A 22,227-nucleotide genomic window follows, 5' to 3' on the forward strand; every position below is an offset into this window, starting at 1 on the left:
AGAATCCCGGGGCAAAAGTTCACTGGTTCACAGCTCCCGACAGCTTGCCGACCTTCTGCACGCCCGCGACAGTGGTGATCATGATGTCATCGCCGTCGACGACGACGATGACATCCTCCAGCCCGATCACCGAAACGCGCGGACCGTCGCTGTCGACCAACACATTACGACAGTCGACCAGTTCCGTCACGCCTGCGCCGCGCACCGAATTGCCGCTCTCGTCGGCCGCCAGCGCCTCGTAAAGGGCGTGCCAGTTGCCGATGTCCGACCAGTTCATATCCGCCGGCACCATCGCGGCGCGAGCCGTGTTTTCCATCACCGCGTAATCGACCGAATCGCTCGGCACGGCAGCAAAGGTATCTGCATCGGGATGGAAGCGCCGGCCGTCCTCGCTCCCCCTGTCGACCGCTTCGGCCACACCGGCGGCGATCTGCGGGCGGTGTGCCTCCAGTTCGGCCAGGAAGTCCTTGACCCGGAATGCGAAGATGCCGCCGTTCCAAGCATAGATACCCTCAGCGAGGAAGGCCTTCGCGCGTTCGAGGTCCGGCTTCTCGACGAACTGCGCGGTACGAAAGGCCTTGTCGGAAATCGCCTCGCCGCGCTTGAGGTAGCCGAAGCCGGTCTCGGGCGCGGTCGCCTCGATGCCGAACGAAACCAGCCAGCCTTCTTCCGCCAGATCGGCCGCTGCGCAGGCGGCGACGGCAAAGGCGCCGGCATTGCCGATGTGGTGGTCGCTGGGGCAGACCAGCATCACCGCGTCTTCGGGCAGGCGGCAAGCGGCCAGCGCGATAGCAGCGGCGGTATTGCGCGCGGAAGGCTCGACGATGACCTGCGCGCCCTCGACATTGCCAAGCTGCGCTTCGACATGGGCAAGGTGCTGGCGTCCGGTTACCACCACCGGCGGCGCAAAGCCGCCAGAAGCAGGGCACCGTGCCAATGCCGCCTCAAACAGTGTATTCTCCCCGACCAGAGGCAGGAACGGCTTGGGCATCGAGGCTCGGCTGCGCGGCCAGAGCCGCGTGCCGCTGCCTCCACAAAGAATGACAGGAACGATGGTGGGCATGAAGGATTTCGCTCGTCAGGTGACGCTTGAGATGCCCACGGTCATAACCCCTGCTTGCTGCGATGCAACGTTACAGGTTGTTCAATGTGTCAATAAAACCACCGCTGACGCCAGCGATAGACCGCTTCTATGGGACTTCCCCTAGGGTCTAGCGCGGCGTTGAAGCGGAACCGTTTGATCGCAAGCCTGCAAGTAATCGCGTCCGCCTGCGAATCGGGGCTAGGCTGAACCACGCGGCACCCCGTCACCCTCCCGTCGGTGCCCACGGCCAGGTCTATCACCACAGAAGCACCTATGCGCAGTTCTCGGCTGGCCCGCGGATAGTCTTTAGCCGAGTTGATCTCGCCAGCGATCTTGACAGTGGGCTTGCCCGTTCCGCCGCCGCCCGTGCCGGCCCCTGCCGCGCCTGCCCCCGTGCCGTTGCCCGCTCCGGATGCGCCTGTTCCCTCGCCCTGCCCGCTGGCGCCGGAGGCGTTTTCCTCTCCTTTGCCTGCGACCGGCGGGGCCTGTGTTGGCCTTATCACCACGGGCGCGCGAGGCGCTGCCACTTCGCGCGGGATTCCCTTAGGTGCCGGCGCTCCAGCAGCCCCTTCCTCCTTCGGTGCGGCGCGGCTGATGGTCGGCGAAGGTTCGGGATCGGGCGCAGGCGGCGGTTCTACGGTGACGGTGAAGGCCTGTGTCACCGCGCGCGCAGCTTCAACGGCGATGTCCGGCGCGAATGCCCGGATCAACCCGCCGACCAGCACGAGGTGGATCAGCAGCACCGCGCCCGCAGTGCCCCAGTGCGGCCGCCGATCGGCACGGGATTGGAACCGTGTCATGCCTGCCAGATCGCACGAGCGGGTAATCGGGCGCAACCTCTGCCGAAACGCGGCCGGCTTTGACAACAAAGGATCGGGCATACATTCTGAAATAAGAACAATGGTTCACATATACGACTATCCGCGGAGAGCCTGATGACCGAGATGTTCGACATTGTCGAATGCGTCCATGACGGCGCGACCCTGACAGGCCGCATCGCCCGGCCTCGGACCGCAGGCCCGCATGCCGCCGTCCTCATGTTTCCCGGCGCGACGGGGCCCGGCCCCAGCTTCGACCACGCCGTGCGCGAACTTGCCGCCCTCGGCTACCTCGCGGTTTCTATCGACATGTACGGACGCGGCGCCGACACGTCCTCTCCGCAAGCCGCCGGCGCCCATTTCGCCGACCTCATGGCCCGGCCTGAGGTCTTGCGCGCCCGCGTCATCGCCTGGTTCGACACGGTCCGCACAATCCCAGGGGTAGACCCCGCGCGGATCGGGGCGATCGGCTACTGCTTCGGCGGAAAATGCGTGCTGGAACTTGCCCGCAGCGGCGCGGCAGTTGCTTGCGTGTCGAGCTTTCACGGCCTGCTTTCCACTCATGCGCCCGCCCAGCCCGGAGAGGTCACGGCCCGCATCGCGGTATGGAGCGGCGGGCGCGATCCCTATGCCCCGATCACCGAATTCGACGCCCTGCGCGCCGAACTCGATGCAGCCGGGGCCGACTACCACGCAACGCTTTTCGCGCAGGCCCGCCACGCCTTCACCGACCCCGACCATGACGGTATCGCCGAGGGGATCGCCTATGACCTGACGGCACATCGCATTGCCTGGAGCGGCACTCTGGCCCTGCTCGACGTGACCCTGACGGCATGATCGGCTGAACAGGTGTTACAATTACACCACAAGACCAGATTAATTCGAATTCACGATGGGTATTTCCATATTGTGAACTGAACCAGCGACAGTTATTCTTGCAAACATGTACGGAAACCGTACCGTTTACACAGTTTGAGAACGGATGCCGGACAACCGGCACAAGGGGGAGGGGACAAGTACTGGGGCGTCACACGCTTGTTCGTCCAGCCATTGGACGAGCGCGCACAGGCGACCAGAATCCATCACCAAGACACACGATCGCACTGGCGCGGACCGGAAAATCGGCCGCCTCGGAAAATCGCTTGGCCGACAATGAGAACACAGTTTCCGGAGGAGAGGAAAAACATGATTGCAACGAATTTCAGGGGTGGAAATCTCAAGGCCGCGCTGATGCTGGGCGCCGCTTTTGCAGGCACTTCAGCAGCCGCGCCGGCCTTTGCGCAAAGCTCGGAGGCCCTTAATCCGGGCGACATCATCGTCACGGCCCGCCGTACCGAAGAACGCCTTCAGGACGTTCCGATCTCAATGACCGTCTACAGCGGCGACCAGATCGAGAAACGCAACATCGCAGTGGCCTCCGACCTGGCGGCCTTCACGCCCTCGCTTTCGGTCAACACCCGCTACGGCCCTGAAAAGGCGACGTACTCGATCCGCGGCTTCAACCAGGATGCCTCGACCGCGCCTACCGTGGGCGTCTACTTCGCCGACGTCGTGGGTGTGCGTGCACAGGGCGGCACGGCGGGTGGCAACACCGTCGGCGCCGGCTCCTTCACCGACCTCCAGAACGTCCAGGTCCTGAAAGGTCCCCAAGGCACTCTTCAAGGGCGCAACACCACCGGCGGCGCCGTGATGCTAGTGCCTTCCAAGCCTACCGACGTTCTCGAAGCCTCGGTCGAGGGGACTTACGGCAATTACGACCAGCGCCGTGTCCAGGCCATGTTCAATGCTCCGCTGGCCGACACCTTCAAGGTCCGCGTCGCCATCGACCGCAACGAGCGCGACGGCTACATGAAGAACCGTTCGGGCATCGGCCCCAAGGACTTCAACGACGTCAACTATTTCTACGGCCGCCTCAGCGTGGTCGCCGACCTGACGCCGGAGCTGGAGAACTACACGATCTTCCACTACAGCCGTTCAAAGACAAACGGCTACGCCTCTCACTACGAGTTTTGCGACCGCAATCCGGGGGATCCGAGCACGATCGATCCGGCGACCGGCAAGAACTACCAAATCAGCCGCTACTACACGGCACTGGCCGCCTGCGACCAGATCGATCGACAGGCTGCGCGCGGAGATGGACCACTTGATGTCGAGGTCAGCAACGCCAATCCGGAAATCTTCCTCCGCACCTGGCAGGTCATCAACACCACCACCTGGCAGGCCAGCGACACGATCACGCTGAAGAACATCGTCAGCTACGGCGAATATCGCGAACAGAGTGCATTTCAGCTCTACAGCGACAACTTCTTCGTCCCGAATACTGCCGTGACGCGCCGCTATGCCGCACGCGGTGGTCCTTTGCCCGGAGCTCGTTTCGACTACATCCAGCTCGGCACCCAGCCCGGCCATGACGCTGCGGCAGAATCCACCACTACCGAAGAACTGCAGGTCCAAGGCCGCTCGGCCGATGGCAAGTTCAACTTCGTGGTCGGCGGCTACCTCGAATTCAGCCGCCCGATCGGCTTCAACCAACAGCGGACTGGCATTTACGGAAACTGTGTTGACCCTGGCACCCTGGCTTGCGTCGGCGGCTTACCGTTGTCGACCGCTTCACTTATTCCAGGCGCCATCATTTCGGAATCGCGCACCAAGCTGGATTTCGACAATCACGGTGTCTTCGCGCAGGGCACTTACAAGTTCACCGACAAGCTGGCACTCACCCTGGGCGGACGCTGGACCTTCGACAAGATCGACGGCTATTCGGAAAGCAACCGCTACGTCTTCGTAACGGTGCCCGGCATTGGTACGATCCCCGCGCAGCGGGTGTGCAACGACAACCTTAACCATCCCACCGTCAACCTGCTCACCAACGGCGGCAATCTGGCCGCGTGCGGCACTCGGATCGTCAACAAATCCAACAAGCCTACCTGGCTGATCGACGTCGATTTCAAGCCGACGGCCGACACTCTGCTCTATGCCAAGTATGCGCGCGGCTATCGCCAGGGCACGGTGAACTTCACCAACCCCGGACTTGAAACCGCACTACCCGAAAAAGTGGACGCTTACGAAGTCGGCGCCAAGCTGACCTTCCGCGGCGCCCTGCCCGGCTACTTCAACGTCGCCGGCTTCTGGAACGACTTCTCGAACCAGCAGGTCTTCGGTGCGCTGATCGCCAAGGAGGGCAGCGGGCTGGTCGGCGGCGCGGCGATCATCAACGCGGGCAAGTCTGTGATCCGGGGGGTAGAGGTCGATGCAGGAATCTCGCCGTTCCACGGGCTGCGCCTCTCGGCGGGATATACCTACCTTGACACCAAGCTGAAGGAACTGGTCCCACCGACCCTGCCCGCCAGCAGCCCGTTCGAGGCGGTCATTCCGCGCGGCACCATCGGCGGTGACCTCACGTATTCGCCCAATCACAAGCTTTCGATTTCGGGCGACTACTCGGTGTCGCTGGGCGAGAACGTGGGCGAGCTGAACTTCGGCGCGATCTTCACCTACACCTCCAACCAGCTGGTTGACGGCAACAACAAGATCCCCGGCTACAGCCTGCTCAACCTCAACCTCGGCATCAGCGATGTGGGCGGCACCGGCTTCGACCTGACCGTGTTCGGCCAGAACGTGACCAACAAGCACTACCGCATCACGTCGGGCGGCGGCTTCGAATCCTCGGGCATCGGCGATTTCATGTACGGCGTCCCCCGCGTGTATGGCCTGCGCCTGAAGTACGCCTTCGGCAGTTAATTCAAAGGAGAACCCCGCGCGTGCCGAGTGCGCGGGGTTCGCACGAGACTTGAGCCACGCCCTCGTTCGGGCGTGGCTTTTTCATTTAATGGGGGACGAGCGATCCTTACCCCGCGCCAAGCAATCCGAAACTGTCGTGCCGCATCACCGCCTTGCCCAGCCGGTCGACGAACTGGACGATGATCGGAGGATCGACCCGCCGCGTGATCGACCACAGGTAATAGCCGTAGGTCACCCCCTCGCGGTACTGCACCCAGGCGTCCTCCACGCCGGGCATCGCCATACCGTGGCTGCGCATCATCCCAAGGTATTCGACCAATAAGCGGCGCTCCTCGGCCTCTGCCACCTCGGTCGGCAAAACGGCATTGAGGTGATAGGCGACATCCAGGGCCCAGCCGCCACGCTGGAGCAATTGCCAGTCGATCACGCCAGTACCTCCCGCCTTACGGAACACGTTCCCGGCATGGGCATCCCCGTGGATCATGAACTGCGGCCGCGCGCCGTCACGCCGTGCCAGTTCCTTGATCGCCGCTGCAAGGTTCGCCGCGCTGCGTACGCGGGGACTGAGGTTTTCCCCGCGCGGACCGTCAAGCAGCTCCTGCAGCGCCTCGGGCGTGACGTAGCTCATCTGCGCCAGTTCCGCCGCGCGCGGGCGGATCCAGTCCGCGCCGCCAAGGAAGTCGCTGCGCGCATGGAGCAGCGAAAGCTGGCCCAGGCTTTCCATCGCATCGTCTGCGCTGAACGGGTCAAGCGCCGAGCAGAACACCGCGCCATCGGCAATGAGATCGCGCATGATAACCACCGCCTGCTGGTTCTCGCGGTCGATCACCGTCGCTGAGCATTCGGGAACCCGCACCGCGATCGTCGGCGCGACCTTGTTATAGAATTCCGCCTCCAGCACGCAGGTGGGTCCGCCCCGCGCCGTCATCGCATCCACATCGAGCAGGCCCTTGAGGCAAAAGCCCAGCCGCTCACCGTCGTCAAAGATCACCGCGAAGCGCACTTTGGTGGCGACGGTGCGAATCAGTTCTACCTGTTCGACCGCCGCGATTGCCCTGCCCCCCGCGATATCCGCCAGAGCCAGCGCCAGCCACTGCGGGTCTAGTGCTTGGGCCAATGTTGCCGGAACCGTGATGTCCGGCTGTGACGGAACCTGCCTTTCGAGGGCTTTCGACATGCCTTCTCCCTTTCTCGATATCTCTTCCCTTGGCTTGACGTAATTCGCCATTTCGGTCCATCCTTCGCAATAGAGAATTTATACGGTCACGTGAATGTCGTCGGAACGGCGCTGCACAAGGACCGGAACCACGGGAGAGGCAGGGCCAATGGGCAAGCCGCTGGAAGGCATCAAAGTCGTCGAAGTCGCGATGTGGGCTTTCGTGCCCGCCTGCGGCGGCATGCTCGCGGACCTCGGCGCGGATGTCGTCAAGATCGAGCCGCCCACCGGCGATCCCCTGCGCGGCCTGCAGATCGGCGGACTGGGAGCGGGCAGGATCGACTTCTCATGGGAAAGCTACAACCGGGGCAAGCGCTCGGTCACGCTCGACCTCAAGCAGGAGGCCGGGCGCGCGGTGCTCTACCGGCTGCTGAAGGACGCCGACGTGTTCCTCACCAACCTGCTCCCCCCGGCGCGGCGCGCGATGCGGATCGACGAGGACAGCCTGCGCGCCGCCTTCCCGCAGATCATCTACGCCAGCGGCAGCGCGCTGGGCCCGAATGGACCCGACTTTGAGAAAGGCGGCTACGATGCGATCACCTTCTGGGCGCGCGGCGGCATCTCTTCCTCGTTGACCGAGCCAGATGCGGCGCACCCGGTCGGCCCGCCGGGGCCGGCATTCGGCGATACGCTGTCCGGCGCGATGCTGTCGGGCGCGGTCTGCGCCGCCATCGCCAAGCGTGCGCTGACGGGGGAGGCCACCAGCGTCGACGTATCGCTGCTCGGTACGGCGCTATGGTCGATGCAGCGCTATGTCTGCCAAGCGACGGCGGACGGGGTGCAGAAATTCCCCAAGCCAGCCGCCGACAAGCCAAACAACGTGCTGGTCAGCAACTACCGCACATCGGACGGCCGGTTTCTGGCGCTGTGCATGTTGCAGGCGGACAAATACTGGGCCCCGTTCTGCGAGGTCGCCGGCCGCAGCGACCTCGCCGCCGACCCGCGCTTTGCCGACGCCTGCGCGAGGCGCGAGAATATCGCGGCGTGCCATGCCGAAGTGAAGGCGCTGTTCGCCAGCAGATCGCTCGCCGAATGGAAGGAAATCCTCGGCCGTCAGCAGGGCCAGTGGGACGTCGTACAGGACGTGGGCGAGATGAAAGACGACCCGCAGGCGCAGGCCAACGGCTATCTCAAAAACATCGACTACGACGACGGCATGCAGATCCCGATGGTCGGCCTGCCGATGGTGTTCGACGGCCAGCCGCTGCCCTCCACCCGCTCCCCCGAACTGGGCGCGCACAGCGACACCGTGCTGGCAAGCCTGGGCTACAGCGAGGACGAGATCATCGACCTCAAGGTACAGGGGGTAGTGTTCTGATGACCCAGCGCAAACTTCCGAAGCTGGAACCGGAAACCGCGGCCTACTGGACCTCCGGTGCGGACGGCGCCTTACGCATCCAGCGCTGTGCCGACTGCGGAACATACCAGCACCCACCCTTCCCCCACTGTTCGACATGCCACGGCGAGAGCGTCTCGCCCGAGGTGGTTTCCGGCAAGGGCCACCTCGCCAGCTTCACGATCAATTACGAGCCATGGCTACCCGGCTTGCCAGTGCCTTTCGTGTTCGGCGTCGTCGAACTGGCCGAGCAGGTGCAGCTTTACGTCTTCACCAACGTGCTGGCCGAGATCGACGCGGTGCGCGTGGGAATGCCCCTTACCGTGCAGTTCGAGCAGCACGGCGACGTGTGGCTGCCCATGTTTCGGGAGGACGCCGCGTGACCCTGCTCCCCGAGAAACTCACCTGCATCACCGGCGCGGCGCAGTCCGAAGTCGGGCGCCCGTCGAAACGCACCGCGCTGCAACTGACCGCCGATGCCTGCCTCGCCGCCATCGCTGACGCAGGGCTCAGCCCCGGCGACATCGACGGCATCGCCACCTATCCCGGCAAAAGCAGCGAAGGCGGCGGCATCGCGCCGGTCAGCCCGTCCGAAGCCGCCGCCGTGCTGGGCATCGAGCCACGCTGGATACTCGCCTCCGCCGAGGGGTTCAGCCACATGGCGCCGATCTTCAACGCGGTGACCGCCATCGCCTGCGGCCTCGCCCGCCATGTCGTGGTATTCCGCAGCGTTGCGCAGGCGCAGGCCCGGGCCGTCTCGCGCGCATCGACGCTGATGTCCGGCGCGCGTGAACGGGTGGACGGCAACAACGCCTGGACCGTCCCCTACGGTGCTCTTTCGCCGATCAACACCTTCGCCCTCTACGCGCAGGCCTACTTCGCGAAGTACGGCGCCACCGAGGCGCAGCTTGGCGCCATCGCCGTCAACAGCCGCGCCAATGCCGCGCACAATGCCAACGCGATCTACCGTAAACCTCTGACGCTGGACGACTATCTGGCCAGCCGCGTCATATCCTCGCCGCTGCGGCTGTTCGACTGCGATTCGCATATCGACGGCTCCACCGCGATCGTCCTCTCCCACCGCGATGCCGCGAAAGACCTGCGCAATCCGCCGCTCCACATCGAGGCGATGGGCATGGCGGTGGGTGGCCTGTGGGTGGGCCGCCACGAAGGCGACTTCACTTCGTTGCCCGCTGCCCACCGCGCGGGACGGATGCTGTGGGAACGCACAGACCTCGCTCCGCCCGACATGGACTGCGCACAGATCTACGACGGTTTCTCGATCCACGTCTGGATGTGGATGGAGGCGCTCGGCCTCGTCCCACCGGGGGAGGCCTGCCGCTTCGTCGAAGGCGGCACGCGCATCGCGCTGGACGGCGAACTGCCGCTCAACACCGGCGGCGGCCAGCTCTCGGCCGGGCGCTTCCATGGCTACGGGCACATTCACGAAGCGACCGTCCAGCTATGGGGCCGAGGCAGCGAACGGCAGGTCAGAGACGCGAAGACCTGCGTGATTTCCAACGGCGGCTACGGTTACGGCGCGATGATCCTGCGGCGGGACTGACCTGCTCGTTCCAGCCCCGGTTGACCGAATCATTCATAACTGCGATTATAGGTTCGCAATTTCGAATTATCGAATGGGCCGCAACGACGGCGCGAGAGGAGACTGGGAGATGAGCGAAGCAGATCCGGCCATCAAGGACGCCGCGGTCGCCGAATGGCCCTACGGCCCGATCTTCGACGCCGACGCCCATATCGACCCGCCCCACGACATGTGGAAGGAGTACCTCCCCGCCCACCTCAAGGACCGCGCGCCTTTCATCGAACATGCCGAGGACGGCGACTACATCTGCTTCGAAGGCGGACGCCGCCCGTTCATGATGATCAACAACCAGGCCGGGCGAGAGGGCAAAAACTTCAAGATGAAGGGCCGTCTGTCCGACCAGCGCACCGTCTGGGAACCGGCCACCCGCCTCGCCGACATGGACGCCGACGGCATGGACGCCGCGCTGTTGTTCGGCGGCGGACCGCTGGGCTCGTTCGATAACGAACTCTACGTCGCCAGCTATGTGGCCTATCAGGACTGGGTGATGGATTTCGCCTCGGCCGCGCCCGGTCGGCTGTTTCCCGTCGGCTACGTGCCGATGCGCAATATCGACGAGACCTGCCAGCACGTCACGCGCCTTGCGAAGAAGGGCTTTCGCGCCATCAACCTGCCGGCCTTTCCGCAGAACCCGGACGCATGGAAGACCTCGTCCGGCATCCAGAACATGAAGGACGGCCAGGTCTCCGCCCTCACCGGCGACAGCAAGGGCGCGCTGCAATATTCCGACCCTGCCTTCGACAAGCTGTGGAAGACGATCTGCGACCACAATCTGGTCGTCACCTTCCACCTCGGCGCCCGGGTGCCGCGCTTCGGCCAGAAAGAATTCTTCCTCCCCGACATGCCGATGAGCAAGATGGCTATGGCCGAGCCGATCGGGATCTTCATCTTCAACTGCATCTTCGACCGTTTCCCAGATCTGCGGATCGGCAGCATGGAAAGCGGTGTGGGCTGGTTCGCCTGGTACACCGAATATATCACCCGGACCTGGGAACGGCAGCGTTTCTGGACCGAAAGCCAGCTGAAAAACCCGCCCAGCTACTACATGGACAAGAACGTCTATGGCTCGTTCATCCAGGACCGCACGGGCATTCTCAACCGCAACCTGCCGGGCGGCCGAAACATCATGTGGTCCTCGGACTACCCGCATTCGGAGACGACCTTTCCCAAATCGCGCGAGGTGATCCTCCGCGACTTCGAAGGTGTGCCCGAAGCCGACGTCCGCGCCATCATCCACGACAACGCGCGCAAGCTGCTGGGGCTGGACTGACATGCTGGAAACCGCCCCCAACGCGGACGTACTGACCGCCGACGACCCGCTCTACGAGGAGCTTTACGACGTCCGCCGCGAGGCCGAGGCCATCGGCAACGCGGTGGACGTGGACGCCGCCATTCCTCGCATCCATGCGCTGCGCAGCGCCGCGCCAGTCCACAAGGGACGCCTGCGCGAACTGCTGGGCCTGCCCGTGCACCAGCGCCACGCCCGCGCGGCCGGGCGCCAGCACTGGACGGTGCTGTCCTACGACGCCTGCGAGGCCGCCTTGCGCGACCCGGCGATCTTTTCGAACTCGGTCCAGGGTCATGACAATCCGGCGGGCGAAAAGACCATGGGCATCCTCGAAATGGACCCGCCGATGCACCGCGCCTACCGCCGCACCATCCAGCCCAAGTTCAACATGCCCGAGGCCATGGGTTGGTGGCGCGAACATACCATCGACACCATCATCGAACGCCTGATCGCCCGCATGAAGCAGGGGGAGCGGGCCGACCTCAACCTCGACTACTGCGCCCGCATCCCGGTCTACACGATCACCACCGCCATCGGGCTGGACGGCGACGAAGCGCTGCGCTTCCGCCACGCCTACCTCAACTCCACCAGTTCCAGCCGCACGGTGACGATGGAGCAGCGGCTGGCCAATGCGAAGATCGTCGAGAGTACCGTCCTCGGCCTTATCGAGCGGCGCCGCGCCGAACCGCAGGACGATCTCGTCAGTTTCCTGCTGGGCATGAAGCTGCAGATGCCCGGCGAGACGCCGCGCCCGCTGACAGACCGTGAAATACTTGCCCATGCTAAGCTGGTTATGGTGGCAGGCGGCGGCACATCATGGCGGCAGATGGGCATTGCGCTCTTCGCGCTCCTCTCGCACCGGGACCAGTTCGAGGCCCTGCGCAGCGACCGCGCGCTGATCGACGACGCCATCGAGGAAAGCCTGCGCTGGAACCCCACTGCGCCCTACTTCTACCGCATGGTAACGAAGGACGTGGAGTTTCAGGGCCACCATATCGCCGAAGGTTCGGTGCTGGAACTGGGCCTCGGCCCCGCCAACCGCGACCCTTGGCGCTGGGAGCGGCCGGACGAATACGACCTGTTCCGCCCAAAGTTGACCAACATGGCGTTCGGCCTCGGCACCCACCGCTGCCTCGGCATGAACGTGGCAAGGGTTGAGATCGCCCGGGGTATCGAGGCACTGCTCGACCACTTCCCGAACCTGCGTCTCGATCCGGATGCGCCTGCCCCCTTCATGACCGGCGGGCTGGAACAGCAGGGCGTTTCCGGGCTGCCGGTGTTGCTGCGCTAAGGTGGGGCTAAGCCCCCATCAAGGGAGGATTGCCAAACGCCCTTCTCGCGAGGCATCCTCCCTGCAAGGCGGAACCAGACGATGACCATCACCATCACAGCCTTCGAACGCTCCCCCGATCGCGGACAGGGACTGGCGCGCGACATGCCCGTTCGCTGGGCGCTGGAGGAAGTGGGCCTGGCTTACGAGGTCCGCCTCGTTTCCTTCGAGGCGATGAAGGAACCGCCGCACCGCGCGGCCAACCCCTTCGGCCAGATTCCTACTTATGAAGAGGGCGAACTTACCCTGTTCGAATCGGGCGCCATCGTCTTCCACATCGCCCAGCGCCGCTCAGGCCTGCTGCCGGACGATGCCGATGCCCGTGACCGCGCAGTCACCTGGATGTTCGCCGCGCTCAGCACGGTGGAGCCGCCCATCGTCGAACGCTCGATGGCCGTGATCTTCGAAAGCGACAAACCATGGGCCGCCGAGCGCCTGCCCGCCATTGATGCCCGCATCCGCACCCGGCTGCACGAACTGGCCGACCGGCTGGGCGATGCCGAATGGCTGGACGGCGCATTCAGCGCAGGCGACCTGCTGATGGTCGCGGTGCTGCGCAGGCTCCACAGATCGGGCATGCTCGACGAATACCCCGGATTGCACGCCTATGTAGCCCGCGGGGAAGCGCGCCCCGCCTTCCAGCGCGCTTTCGCGGACCAGCTGGCCGTGTTCAACGCCGCCCCGCAGCCCGATTGAGAGCGCAACGAAAAAGGGGCCGACGCTTTCACGCCGACCCCTCAATTCATACCGAAGAAACTCAGATCAGAACGCGAGCGCCTTGACCGTCTTCACGCCGGGCAGTGCACGTGCCTGCTCCAGCACGTCGGCGCCGACCGGGGTATCGACCGAGAGCAGCAGCACTGCCTCGCCGCCGGTGGTGCGGCGACCGAGGTTGAACGTGCCGATGTTGATGCCCTGCTCGCCCATCAGGGTGCCGATGCGGCCGATGAAGCCGGGGGCGTCCTCGTTGACGATGTAGAGCATCGAGCCGTCCAGCTCTGCCTCGACCTTGATGCCGAACATTTCGACAAGGCGCGGCTCGACGTTGTTGAACAGCGTGCCGGCAACCGAACGCTCGCCCGCTTCGGTCTTCACCGAGACGCGGATCAGCGTGTGGTAGTCACCCTCGCGCTCGGTCTTCACTTCGCGCACTTCGAGGCCGCGCTCCTTGGCGAGGAACGGGGCGTTGACCATGTTCACCGTGTCCGACTGGACGCGCAGGAAACCGGCGAGAACAGCGGCAGTGATCGGCTTCTGGTTCAGTTCGGCGGCGGCCCCTTCGACGTGGATCGAGATGCGCGGCACCGAATCGATGGTCAACTGACCGACCATCGAGCCGAGCACTTCGGCCAGCTTCATGTAGGGCTTGAGCTTGGGGGCTTCCTCGGCGCTCAGCGAAGGCATGTTGAGCGCGTTGGTGACGCCGCCGTTGACCAGGAAGTCAGCCATCTGCTCAGCTACCTGAAGCGCCACGTTGACCTGGGCTTCGGTGGTCGATGCGCCCAGGTGCGGGGTGCAGATGAAGTTCGGGGTGCCGAACAGCGGCGAATCCTTGGCCGGCTCGGTCTGGAACACGTCGAGAGCGGCACCCGCGATGTGGCCCGAATCGAGGCCTGCCTTCAGTGCGACCTCATCGACCAGGCCGCCGCGTGCACAGTTGACGATGCGCACGCCCTTCTTGGTCTTGGCCAGGTTCTCGGCCGAGAGGATGTTGCGCGTCTGGTCGGTCAGCGGGGTGTGCAGGGTGATGAAGTCCGCGCGGGCCAGCAGCGTTTCGAGATCGACCTTCTCGACGCCCATTTCCACGGCGCGCTCGGGCGTCAGGAACGGGTCGAACGCGACAACCTTCATGCGCAGGCCAAGCGCGCGGCTGGCGACGATCGAGCCGATGTTGCCCGCGCCGATGAGGCCGAGCGTCTTGCCGGTGACTTCAACGCCCATGAAGCCGTTCTTCGGCCAGGTGCCGGCCTGGGTCTGGGCGTTGGCTTCGGGCAGCTGGCGAGCCAGTGCGAAGATCAGCGCAATAGCGTGCTCGGCGGTGGTGATCGAGTTGCCGAACGGGGTGTTCATCACCACGACGCCCTGCGACGAGGCGGCGGGGATGTCGACGTTGTCGACGCCGATACCGGCGCGGCCGATGACCTTCAGATTCTTCGCGGCGGCGAGGATTTCCTTGGTCACCTTGGTCGACGAACGAATGGCGAGGCCTTCGTATTCGCCGATGCGGGCGATCAGCTGCTCGGGCGTCTCACCGGTGATGACGTCGACTTCGCAGCCCATTTCCGCAAAGATGCGGGCTGCGTTGGGGTCCATCTTGTCGGAAATGAGGACTTTGGGCTTGGTCATGGGAATTGTTCCTTGGCTCGTCGCCCCCGCTGCTACTCGCGTCGATATGCGCGGGAGCGGGGAGGGAAGCGCGGCGCCCGTCTGCACGGGCGCGCGCCGTTTCATGCGTGAAAGTAGGTTCAGCCGGCCTTGACGGTGGCGTAGGCCCAGTCGAGCCAGGGACCGAGATCCTCGATGTCCTGGGTATCGACGGTAGCGCCGCACCAGATGCGAAGGCCCGCAGGGGCATCGCGGTATCCGGCGACATCGTAGGCGGCGTCCTGCTTTTCCAGCAGGCCGGCGAACTTCTTGATGAAGTCGGCGTCAGCGCCTTCAACCGTCAGGCAGACCGAGGTCTTGGAACGGCTGGCCTCGTCGATGGCAAGGTGGCCGAGCCAGTCACGCTCCGCTACGATCTTGGAAAGCGCAGCTGCATTGGCGTCCGAACGGGCCTTCAGACCTTCCAGACCGCCGATACCCTTGGCCCATTCCAGCGCGAAGATCGCGTCCTCGACGGCAAGCATCGAGGGGGTGTTGATCGTCTCGCCCTTGAACACGCCCTCAGCGAGCTTGCCCTTGGAAACGAGGCGGAACACCTTGGGAAGCGGCCATGCCGGGGTATAGGTTTCCAGACGCTCGACGGCACGGGGACCGAGGATCAGAACGCCGTGACCGCCTTCGCCGCCCAGAACCTTCTGCCAGGAGAAAGTGGCAACGTCGATCTTCGACCAGTCGATATCGTAAGCGAACACGGCCGAGGTCGAGTCTGCGAAGGTCAGGCCCTCGCGGTCGTCGGGGATGAAATCGGCGTTTGGAACGCGCACGCCCGAAGTGGTCCCGTTCCAGGTGAAGAGCACGTCGGTGCTCCAGTCCACCTGGGTCAGGTCGGGCAGCTGGCCGTAGTCGGCACGGATCACGGTGGGATCGAGCTTAAGCTGCTTGGCAGCGTCCGTCACCCAGCCTTCGCCGAAGCTTTCCCAGGCCACGGTCGTCACGCCGCGCGCACCGAGCATGGTCCACATGGCCATCTCGAAAGCGCCGGTGTCGGAACCGGGGACGATACCGATGCGGTGGGTTTCGGGAAGCTGCAGCACTTCGCGCATCAGATCGATGCAATAGGCAAGACGCGTCTTGCCAATCTTGGCGCGGTGCGAGCGGCCGAGCGCTTCAGTGTTCAATTGTGCTGGGGTATATCCGGGCGGCTTGGCGCAAGGACCGGAAGAGAAATGAGGACGTGCAGGTTTACGCGCAGGTACGGCAATAAAATCAGTCATTTCTGACTCTCCTTACAGAGAGCTCGCGCGGCGTTGGGACCGCGTGGCCCGGCGCCGCATCTAAAGAGGTGACGGGGGAAGTCAATCGACTTGCGCAGACCAGCCTGTGCAAATGCCCACTATATCCGCAAATGCCCGGATGGCGGATCGGTTCGCTCCATCGCACCGGTAATCTGAGGTTAACCCGCTCGCTTCAACAAGGGCGCCATGCGCAGAGTACTGCTCTTCCTGCCCCCCGTGCTGGTCGGCGTGGCCACCCTCGCCGCCTGCGTCGATTCCCCGCGGCAGCCATCCCAGCGGCAACCCGCCCGCACGGCCCAGCGGCCGGTGAAATCACCGAGCCCCGATGTGCGGCAGTGCCTGTCCATGCTGGGCGCGCAGCAGGCGGTCTTCACCCCGGTGGAGGATCGCTACTACGGTAATTCCTGTTCCACCGTGGGCACGGTGAAACTCGCCGCACTCAATACGGATAACGCCACCGTCACCGTATCCGGCCTGGGGCCGGCGACTTGCGGAGTGGCGACGCCCTTCGCCGCCTGGGCGCGCTACGGCGTGGACCGCGCGGCGCAGCAGATCCTCGGCAGCCGAGTAGTGAAGATCGAGACCTTCGGCAGCTATTCCTGCCGCAACGTGGCGGGCACCAACCGCCGCTCCGGTCATGCGAGCGCCAACGCGATCGATGTCTCGGGCTTCGTGCTCGGCGACGGGCGGCGGATCACCATACTCGACGACTGGAACGGTGGCACCCCGGCCGAACGCCGTTTCCTGCGCACTGTTCATGACAGCGCCTGCAAGCGCTTCGGCACGACGCTGGGTCCGGCCTACAACGCAGCCCACGCGAATCACCTCCACTTAGAAGCCGACGGCGCCGATTTCTGCCGCTAGGCGGCATCGCTACAAGACCTGACCGACCGGCATTGATCCAGACACGAACGAGCCATACTGGACGAACCTTCAGTCCCTGCCCGAAGGTCCGCATGAACAGCCCTACTCTCGTCCGTTTCGCCCTCGCCGCAGCCGCCCTGACTTTCACCGCCACAGCACCGCAAATCGCCAGCGCCGAGACAACCCATGACGAACAGGTCTGGGTGAATCTCACGGCTATGGGCGCCATTTCCGACAAGCTGGTCTATTTCGCGGAATTGCAGCCGCGCGTCGGCGACGGAGCATCGCGAGTCGATGCGCTGCTGCTGCGCGGCGCCGTGGGGTGGAAACTCTCTCCCTCGGTCACGCTCTACCAGGGCTATGCGCATATCATCTCGCCGGTCGACGGGGGCCGCGACATCAACGAGGAGCGCAGCTTCCAGCAGCTCAACGTCGCGCTGGGCAAGCCGTTGGGAGGCGAGCTTTCCTCACGCACGCGGCTGGAACAGCGCTGGCGTTCGGACGGCGGCGACATGGGTTGGCGCCTGCGCGAGATGCTCCGCTACGAACATCCGCTGAAAGCCGGCAGCGACGCCGTGAACGCGCTTGTCTATGCCGAAGGCTTCGTCGCGCTGAACGATACCGACTGGGGTGCGCGCGGCGGCTTCGACCAGCTGCGCAGCTTCATCGGCGCAGAAGTCGGGCTGCCCGGCGCGACGACGATGGAACTGGGCTATCTCAACCAGACCATCGACCAGACACGCGGCCGCACGCGCATGAACCACGTCGCCTCGATCAGTCTGTTCTACCGCCACTGACCGGTTCTTCCCCGTTGCTGCGCAACGGGGAAGAAAGTTCCGGCGATCAGAACGGCAGGTTGTAGAGCTTGACCGCGTTGCCTTGCAGGACTTTCCTGCGGACCTCGTCGCTGTAGCCGCCCAAGACGTCCTTGAGGTGCGCCTGCACGCCCGGATAAAGCGAGGTGGGATGCGGGAAATCGGTTTCGAACATGACGTTGTCGACGCCGATGATTTCCAGCAGGTACTTGGGCGCGATCTTCTCGAACCAGAAGGTGCAGTAGAAGTGATCGCGGAAGTAGTCCCAGGGCTGCTTCTTGAGCATGTCACGCTTGCTGGCAAGCATCTCGCGGAACTGGTGTTCCAGCGCCTCCACCGCAAAAGGCACCCAGCCGGCACCGCTCTCGATCAGGCCGATCTTGAGCTTGGGGTGCCGGTCGAGACGGCCCGAGACCATCCAGTTGCCCAGCGTCGCGGCATTGCCGATCGAGAACATCGTCGCCACCACCGACAGCGTCTGCTCGAACTGGAAACCTTCCCAGGTCAGCGTGTTGGGGTCGATCGCCGCGTTGAGGTGGAAGTTGAGCGGCATGCCGGTCGCCTCGCACATCTCAAGGAACGGCGTCCAGTAATCGTGGTTGAAGCTGGGCACGCCGACGCGCTCGGGAGTATCGGGCAGCACGAAGCCGCGCAGACCCATATCGTGGCAGCGGCGTGCTTCGGTTTCGAGGGCCTTCTGGTCCCAGAACGGCAGATGCGCCATGTTGAAAATACGCTGGCCCGAGGTTTCCTGGTACTCTGCCGAGGCGTCGTTGTAGATCTGGATGACCTGCAGCGCCAATTCGGGATCACCCAGGCTCATCAGCGAGCCGGCCTGTGTCACGCCCGAGTTCTGGAAGCCGATCTGGGCGTAAACACCCATGTCGTCCATCGCCTGCAGGCGCTCCTTGATCCGGTGGCCGCCGGGGTGTGCCTCTTCCAGCTTGGGGAAGGCGAGACGGCCAAGCAGCTTGTTGTTGTCGGCGCGGATGACGTTACCGCCCAGCGTGCCGAAATCACGGTCGCCCACGAACCAGCGGTCAGTCCCGTTGACCCGCTCGACCCGCGGCATTTTCGCTTTCATGGAAGCGGATGCGCGGCTGGTGAAGAGGTCCGGTGCCTCGGTGATGTGGGTGTCGGTGTCGACGATCTTGATGCCTTCGAACATCGGATCGAGGCCGCCCGACTGCGAGGCATAATCCACCTCGCGGATCAAGCCGCCTTCCTTGTACCCGTCGGCGGACCAGTACTTGCGTGCGGACTGCGACAGCTCCTGCGTGTCGTCATCAGCCATTGTGATTCTCCCGAAGAATAATGCCAAACCTTATGACACTCGTTTCGCAACCGGGCCGGGACATGACAATCGCGCGGGGCAAGGCAACGCCGCGACGATGAATGGCGAAGCCTCGCAGAACGCGGCGCAGACGCCGGTCACTTTCCTTGCGGCCCTAACGCCCCTCGGGCATTCATTCGGCCGGGAGAAGACCATGACACAATCGCGAACGCTTGACGACATCCGTGTGGAATTCGATGCGCCGGACAATGTGCCCAACGACCGGATCGTCGACCTGTCCTTTGCCAACGGCAGCGCGCCCAACAACCTCGTCGACCCTTACGAACCCTTCGCGTGGCTTAACGGGCCGGACATCCCCCGCCTGCTCTACAACCCGCCGATGCTTTCCGGCCTGGGCGCGATTTCAGGCGCCCGGCGCGGCAACTGGGTAGTTTCGCATTATGAGGACATCGACCGCGTCTACAGCGACAACGACCACTTCTCGAACTCGGGCACGGCCGAATTCCAGCGCCTGATCGGGGAGACCTTCAAGTCCATCCCCCTGGCGATCGATCCGCCGGACCATTCCAAGTACCGGCTCTACCTGATGCCGTATTTCAGCCCTTCGCGCATCACCCGCGAACTCGAGCCGCGCATCCGCTCGGTAGTGGTCGAGATGATCGATGCTGTCGCGGACAAGGGCGAAGTCGATATGGCCTGGGACTTCGGCCGGGTCTATCCGGTGCGCATCTTCATGGGGCTGATGGGTTTTCCCGACCACATGTTCGAGCAGTTCCTCGACTGGGAATGGGACATCCTCCACTCCGGCACGCTGGAAAAGATGCAGGCAGCACTGCGCGGCGTGCTGGACTTCCTGCGCGCCTTCATCGCTGAAAAGGAACTCAATCCCGACGAGCATCTCGTCTCCTCCATCGTCCACGGCAAAATTGAAGGCCGCGCGCCGACCGAGGACGAGAAGATCGGCATGGTCTGGTTCCTGTGGCTGGGCGGGCTAGACACCGTGGCGGCAACCATCGCCCAGATGTTCCGCCGCATGGCGATGCAGCCCGATATCCAGCGCCGCATCCGCGAGAAGCCCGAACTCATCAATGGCGCGGTCGAGGAATTCCTCCGCACCCAGCCGATCCTCTCCTCCACCCGTACCGCGACGCGCGATTTCGAATGGCATGGAGTGCATATCCGCAAGGGCGATTCGGTGCAGTGCCTCAACCCGGCGGGCAACTTCGATCCGGTGCGCTTCGAAAACCCGCGCGAATTTGATCCCGAGCGCCGCGCCAACCGACACTTCACGTTTGTGGGCGGCGTGCACATCTGCCTCGGCGCGCATCTGGCCCGCCGCGAACTGCGCGTGCTGCTGGAGGAATGGTTTGCCCGCATCCCCGAATTCAAACCCAAGCCGGGTTCGGACACGAGTGTGTTCCCGGGGCTGCTGTCGATCCGCAACCTGCCCCTGGTCTGGGATGTGAACTGATCGCCCTCCCGGATTTGATCCGAGACGGCTACATCACCTTTGGGAGATCAACCCACGACTTCCTTCACCGCCGGGTCCATACGGTAGTCCGGCAACCCATCGAGCGCATTGCGCAGGGCTTCGCTCCAACTGGTGGAAACGGCGGCGAAATAAGGGTCCGATGCCTCGATCCGGCGCTCATGGCGGGGCGTGAAATGATCCCGCTCGATCACCAGCAGGTCGAGCGGGAGCCCAACCGAAAGGTTCGCCTTGAGCGTCGAATCGAATGACACCGTCAAAAGCTTGACCGCGCTTTCGAAGCTCATGTCGCGCTCATAACCGCGGATCAGGATCGGGCGGCCGTACTTGGTCTCGCCGATCTGGAAGAACGGCGTGTCGAAGCTGGCTTCGATGAAGTTGCCTTCGGGATAGATCAGGAAAAGGCGCGGTTCCATGCCCTTGATCTGACCGGCGACAATCATCGAGGCGCTGAAAGTGCCGGCAGCGGCCTTCTGGCCGTTGTCGGTCGCACGTTCCTCGATGATGTCCTGCAGCAGGTTGCCCACGATCGAGGCGACCTTGAACATCGTCGGCGCTTCCAGCAACGAGTTATGCCGCTCGGACGGGGCCTTGTTGCGTTCTTCCAACTGGCTGACGACGGCCTGCGTGGTGGCGAGGTTGCCGGCGGTCATGATCGTGATGATACGCTCACCGGGCAGCTCCCAGTGATACATCTTGCGGAAGGTCGAGATGTTGTCGACGCCCGAATTGGTGCGCGTGTCGCTCATCAAAACGAGCCCGCGATCCAGCATCATGCCCACACAATACGTCATCGAACCATCAAACCTTATGCAAACCCGTTTTTATACCGCGCTTCTCCCTTGCGCGGAGCGGTTCGTTCAGCCGCCCTGTACCTGCTGCTGCCCACCTGAAGCGGACTGCTGCTGCTGTGCTCCTACCCTATTTTCGCCGACGGACAAATGGACGTCGAGTCTGGTTTCCCCGGCACCGACGGCAATACCCGTAACCGGAGCCGCCTCTCCATAATCGCAACCCGTGGCTACGCGAATGTACCGCTCATCCGGACAGATCGCGTTCGAGACGTCGAAACCGACCCAGCCAAGGCCCGGAATATGCGCCTCGGCCCAGCCATGACCAGCCTCCTGCTCATCCCGATCGTCCATGTGCAGGTAGCCTCCGACGTAACGCATCGGCACGTCGAGCATGCGGCCCGCGCTGATAAAGATGTGCGCGTGGTCCTGGCATACGCCCTTACCGGCGGCGAGCGCCTGTTCGGCAGTGGTATGGGCATCGGTCGTGCCGCTGACGTATTCCACCTGACCGGCGATCGCGTTGGAAAGAACGTGGAGATAGCCCAGCGTATCCGACCGGTCCGCCTCGATTCCCGCCAGCAACTGGCGCACCTTGGGGCCGGGCCTGGTCAGCGGCGTCGGGCGCAGGAAGCACCATAGCGGCATGTGCCCGGTATGCGGGCCGGTGATGCCGTTGTTGTCGATCGTGCGGACCGTGCCCTCGCAGGTGACCACCACTTCAGGCACGCCCGGCACGATCGAGACGAGATCGGTGTGATTGAAATGCTGGTCGTCGTACGCGGCCTCGGGCTTGGCGCCCGACAGGTCCATGCGCCAGTCGATCACTTCCTGGCCGTGCGTCGACTTGGGCTTGAGGCGCAGGCGCTGAAGCCCGTGGGTCACCTTGCCCTCAAAAACGTAGCGCGTGGTATGTTTGACAGTGAGGAGCACGAAAG

The 22,227-nt window shown here is 64.0% G+C and carries 19 protein-coding genes; 11 read left to right on the plus strand and 8 right to left on the minus strand.

Translation table 11 applies throughout. The features are described 5' to 3' along the window. Window positions 1-19: 19 nt before the first annotated feature. Both GVL61_RS07740 and GVL61_RS07745 read right to left on the minus strand, forming a co-directional pair. Window positions 20-1,063: a mannose-1-phosphate guanylyltransferase gene (locus GVL61_RS07740; RefSeq protein ID WP_159978659.1), complete on the minus strand. Its 1,044-nt coding sequence runs from the start codon at window positions 1,061-1,063 to the stop codon at window positions 20-22. A gap of 89 nt (window positions 1,064-1,152) precedes the next feature. Further along, window positions 1,153-1,884, minus strand: coding sequence for a TonB family protein (locus tag GVL61_RS07745; protein ID WP_159978661.1), 732 nt, complete (start codon window positions 1,882-1,884; stop codon window positions 1,153-1,155). 135 nt (window positions 1,885-2,019) lie between these two features. Here GVL61_RS07745 and GVL61_RS07750 point away from each other — a divergent pair, with 135 nt between their 5' ends. Both GVL61_RS07750 and GVL61_RS07755 read left to right on the plus strand, forming a co-directional pair. Further along, window positions 2,020-2,739, plus strand: a complete 720-nt coding sequence (locus GVL61_RS07750) for a dienelactone hydrolase family protein (protein WP_159978663.1) — start codon at window positions 2,020-2,022, stop codon at window positions 2,737-2,739. 348 nt (window positions 2,740-3,087) lie between these two features. Further along, a complete protein-coding gene (locus GVL61_RS07755; protein ID WP_159978665.1) occupies window positions 3,088-5,643 on the plus strand; it encodes a TonB-dependent receptor in 2,556 nt (851 codons plus the stop codon). Between the two features lie 106 nt (window positions 5,644-5,749). Here GVL61_RS07755 and GVL61_RS07760 read toward each other — a convergent pair whose 3' ends face one another. Then, entirely contained in the window at window positions 5,750-6,820 is a 1,071-nt protein-coding gene (locus GVL61_RS07760; RefSeq protein ID WP_159978667.1) for an aminoglycoside phosphotransferase family protein, read from the minus strand. A 148-nt stretch (window positions 6,821-6,968) separates the two neighbouring features. Between GVL61_RS07760 and GVL61_RS07765 the strand changes: the two genes are divergently transcribed. The 6 genes from GVL61_RS07765 to GVL61_RS07790 all read left to right on the plus strand — a co-directional run bounded on the left by GVL61_RS07765 (window position 6,969) and on the right by GVL61_RS07790 (window position 13,112). Next, window positions 6,969-8,177, plus strand: coding sequence for a CaiB/BaiF CoA-transferase family protein (locus tag GVL61_RS07765; protein ID WP_159978669.1), 1,209 nt, complete (start codon window positions 6,969-6,971; stop codon window positions 8,175-8,177). Next, window positions 8,177-8,578, plus strand: coding sequence for a Zn-ribbon domain-containing OB-fold protein (locus GVL61_RS07770; RefSeq protein ID WP_159978671.1), 402 nt, complete (start codon window positions 8,177-8,179; stop codon window positions 8,576-8,578). The genes GVL61_RS07765 and GVL61_RS07770 overlap by 1 nt, the downstream gene beginning before the upstream one ends. Then, on the plus strand, window positions 8,575-9,759 hold the full coding sequence (locus GVL61_RS07775; protein WP_159978673.1) for a thiolase family protein: 1,185 nt from the start codon (window positions 8,575-8,577) through the stop codon (window positions 9,757-9,759). The genes GVL61_RS07770 and GVL61_RS07775 overlap by 4 nt, the downstream gene beginning before the upstream one ends. Before the next feature lie 109 nt (window positions 9,760-9,868). After that, on the plus strand, window positions 9,869-11,068 hold the full coding sequence (locus GVL61_RS07780) for an amidohydrolase family protein (protein ID WP_159978675.1): 1,200 nt from the start codon (window positions 9,869-9,871) through the stop codon (window positions 11,066-11,068). Window position 11,069: 1 nt separating this feature from the next. Beyond that, window positions 11,070-12,377, plus strand: a complete 1,308-nt coding sequence (locus GVL61_RS07785) for a cytochrome P450 (protein WP_159978677.1) — start codon at window positions 11,070-11,072, stop codon at window positions 12,375-12,377. Between the two features lie 81 nt (window positions 12,378-12,458). Next, complete coding sequence (locus GVL61_RS07790) at window positions 12,459-13,112, plus strand: glutathione S-transferase family protein (protein ID WP_159978679.1); 654 nt, start codon at window positions 12,459-12,461, stop codon at window positions 13,110-13,112. A 66-nt stretch (window positions 13,113-13,178) separates the two neighbouring features. On the opposite strand, the gene serA is transcribed toward GVL61_RS07790, so the two are convergent. Next, window positions 13,179-14,762, minus strand: a complete 1,584-nt coding sequence (gene serA / locus GVL61_RS07795; protein ID WP_159978681.1) for a phosphoglycerate dehydrogenase — start codon at window positions 14,760-14,762, stop codon at window positions 13,179-13,181. A gap of 119 nt (window positions 14,763-14,881) precedes the next feature. After that, on the minus strand, window positions 14,882-16,015 hold the full coding sequence (locus GVL61_RS07800) for a phosphoserine transaminase (RefSeq protein WP_159978683.1): 1,134 nt from the start codon (window positions 16,013-16,015) through the stop codon (window positions 14,882-14,884). 207 nt (window positions 16,016-16,222) lie between these two features. Between GVL61_RS07800 and GVL61_RS07805 the strand changes: the two genes are divergently transcribed. Beyond that, window positions 16,223-16,900 carry an extensin family protein gene (locus GVL61_RS07805; RefSeq protein ID WP_159978685.1) on the plus strand — a complete coding sequence of 226 codons (678 nt, stop codon included), beginning with the start codon at window positions 16,223-16,225 and terminating at the stop codon, window positions 16,898-16,900. A gap of 92 nt (window positions 16,901-16,992) precedes the next feature. Continuing rightward, a complete protein-coding gene (locus GVL61_RS07810; RefSeq protein ID WP_159978687.1) occupies window positions 16,993-17,697 on the plus strand; it encodes a DUF2490 domain-containing protein in 705 nt (234 codons plus the stop codon). A 46-nt stretch (window positions 17,698-17,743) separates the two neighbouring features. Here the strand turns inward: GVL61_RS07810 and GVL61_RS07815 are convergent, their stop codons facing one another. Beyond that, window positions 17,744-19,009 carry an amidohydrolase family protein gene (locus tag GVL61_RS07815; protein ID WP_159978689.1) on the minus strand — a complete coding sequence of 422 codons (1,266 nt, stop codon included), beginning with the start codon at window positions 19,007-19,009 and terminating at the stop codon, window positions 17,744-17,746. A gap of 193 nt (window positions 19,010-19,202) precedes the next feature. Here GVL61_RS07815 and GVL61_RS07820 point away from each other — a divergent pair, with 193 nt between their 5' ends. Next, window positions 19,203-20,480 carry a cytochrome P450 gene (locus GVL61_RS07820; protein ID WP_159978691.1) on the plus strand — a complete coding sequence of 426 codons (1,278 nt, stop codon included), beginning with the start codon at window positions 19,203-19,205 and terminating at the stop codon, window positions 20,478-20,480. 47 nt (window positions 20,481-20,527) lie between these two features. Here the strand turns inward: GVL61_RS07820 and GVL61_RS07825 are convergent, their stop codons facing one another. Further along, window positions 20,528-21,292, minus strand: a complete 765-nt coding sequence (locus GVL61_RS07825; RefSeq protein ID WP_159978693.1) for a proteasome-type protease — start codon at window positions 21,290-21,292, stop codon at window positions 20,528-20,530. Window positions 21,293-21,358: 66 nt separating this feature from the next. Next, a complete protein-coding gene (locus tag GVL61_RS07830; protein ID WP_159978695.1) occupies window positions 21,359-22,222 on the minus strand; it encodes a transglutaminase family protein in 864 nt (287 codons plus the stop codon). Window positions 22,223-22,227: the final 5 nt, after the last annotated feature.

Source organism: Novosphingobium sp. 18050 (assembly GCF_902706195.1).
Taxonomy (GTDB): Bacteria; Pseudomonadota; Alphaproteobacteria; order Sphingomonadales; family Sphingomonadaceae; genus Novosphingobium.

Excerpts from the sequence above, each read along its gene's own strand:
- GVL61_RS07785 (WP_159978677.1), top strand. The coding sequence starts at position 11,070 with ATGCTGGAAACCGCCCCCAACGCGGACGTACTGACCGCCGACGACCCG.
- GVL61_RS07820 (WP_159978691.1), top strand. The coding sequence starts at position 19,203 with ATGACACAATCGCGAACGCTTGACGACATCCGTGTGGAATTCGATGCG.
- GVL61_RS07815 (WP_159978689.1), bottom strand. The coding sequence starts at position 19,009 with ATGGCTGATGACGACACGCAGGAGCTGTCGCAGTCCGCACGCAAGTAC.
- GVL61_RS07750 (WP_159978663.1), top strand. The coding sequence starts at position 2,020 with ATGACCGAGATGTTCGACATTGTCGAATGCGTCCATGACGGCGCGACC.
- GVL61_RS07745 (WP_159978661.1), bottom strand. The coding sequence starts at position 1,884 with ATGACACGGTTCCAATCCCGTGCCGATCGGCGGCCGCACTGGGGCACT.
- GVL61_RS07780 (WP_159978675.1), top strand. The coding sequence starts at position 9,869 with ATGAGCGAAGCAGATCCGGCCATCAAGGACGCCGCGGTCGCCGAATGG.
- GVL61_RS07810 (WP_159978687.1), top strand. The coding sequence starts at position 16,993 with ATGAACAGCCCTACTCTCGTCCGTTTCGCCCTCGCCGCAGCCGCCCTG.
- GVL61_RS07760 (WP_159978667.1), bottom strand. The coding sequence starts at position 6,820 with ATGTCGAAAGCCCTCGAAAGGCAGGTTCCGTCACAGCCGGACATCACG.
- GVL61_RS07800 (WP_159978683.1), bottom strand. The coding sequence starts at position 16,015 with ATGACTGATTTTATTGCCGTACCTGCGCGTAAACCTGCACGTCCTCAT.
- GVL61_RS07765 (WP_159978669.1), top strand. The coding sequence starts at position 6,969 with ATGGGCAAGCCGCTGGAAGGCATCAAAGTCGTCGAAGTCGCGATGTGG.
- GVL61_RS07825 (WP_159978693.1), bottom strand. The coding sequence starts at position 21,292 with ATGACGTATTGTGTGGGCATGATGCTGGATCGCGGGCTCGTTTTGATG.
- GVL61_RS07770 (WP_159978671.1), top strand. The coding sequence starts at position 8,177 with ATGACCCAGCGCAAACTTCCGAAGCTGGAACCGGAAACCGCGGCCTAC.
- GVL61_RS07740 (WP_159978659.1), bottom strand. The coding sequence starts at position 1,063 with ATGCCCACCATCGTTCCTGTCATTCTTTGTGGAGGCAGCGGCACGCGG.
- GVL61_RS07755 (WP_159978665.1), top strand. The coding sequence starts at position 3,088 with ATGATTGCAACGAATTTCAGGGGTGGAAATCTCAAGGCCGCGCTGATG.
- GVL61_RS07805 (WP_159978685.1), top strand. The coding sequence starts at position 16,223 with ATGCGCAGAGTACTGCTCTTCCTGCCCCCCGTGCTGGTCGGCGTGGCC.
- GVL61_RS07790 (WP_159978679.1), top strand. The coding sequence starts at position 12,459 with ATGACCATCACCATCACAGCCTTCGAACGCTCCCCCGATCGCGGACAG.
- serA (WP_159978681.1), bottom strand. The coding sequence starts at position 14,762 with ATGACCAAGCCCAAAGTCCTCATTTCCGACAAGATGGACCCCAACGCA.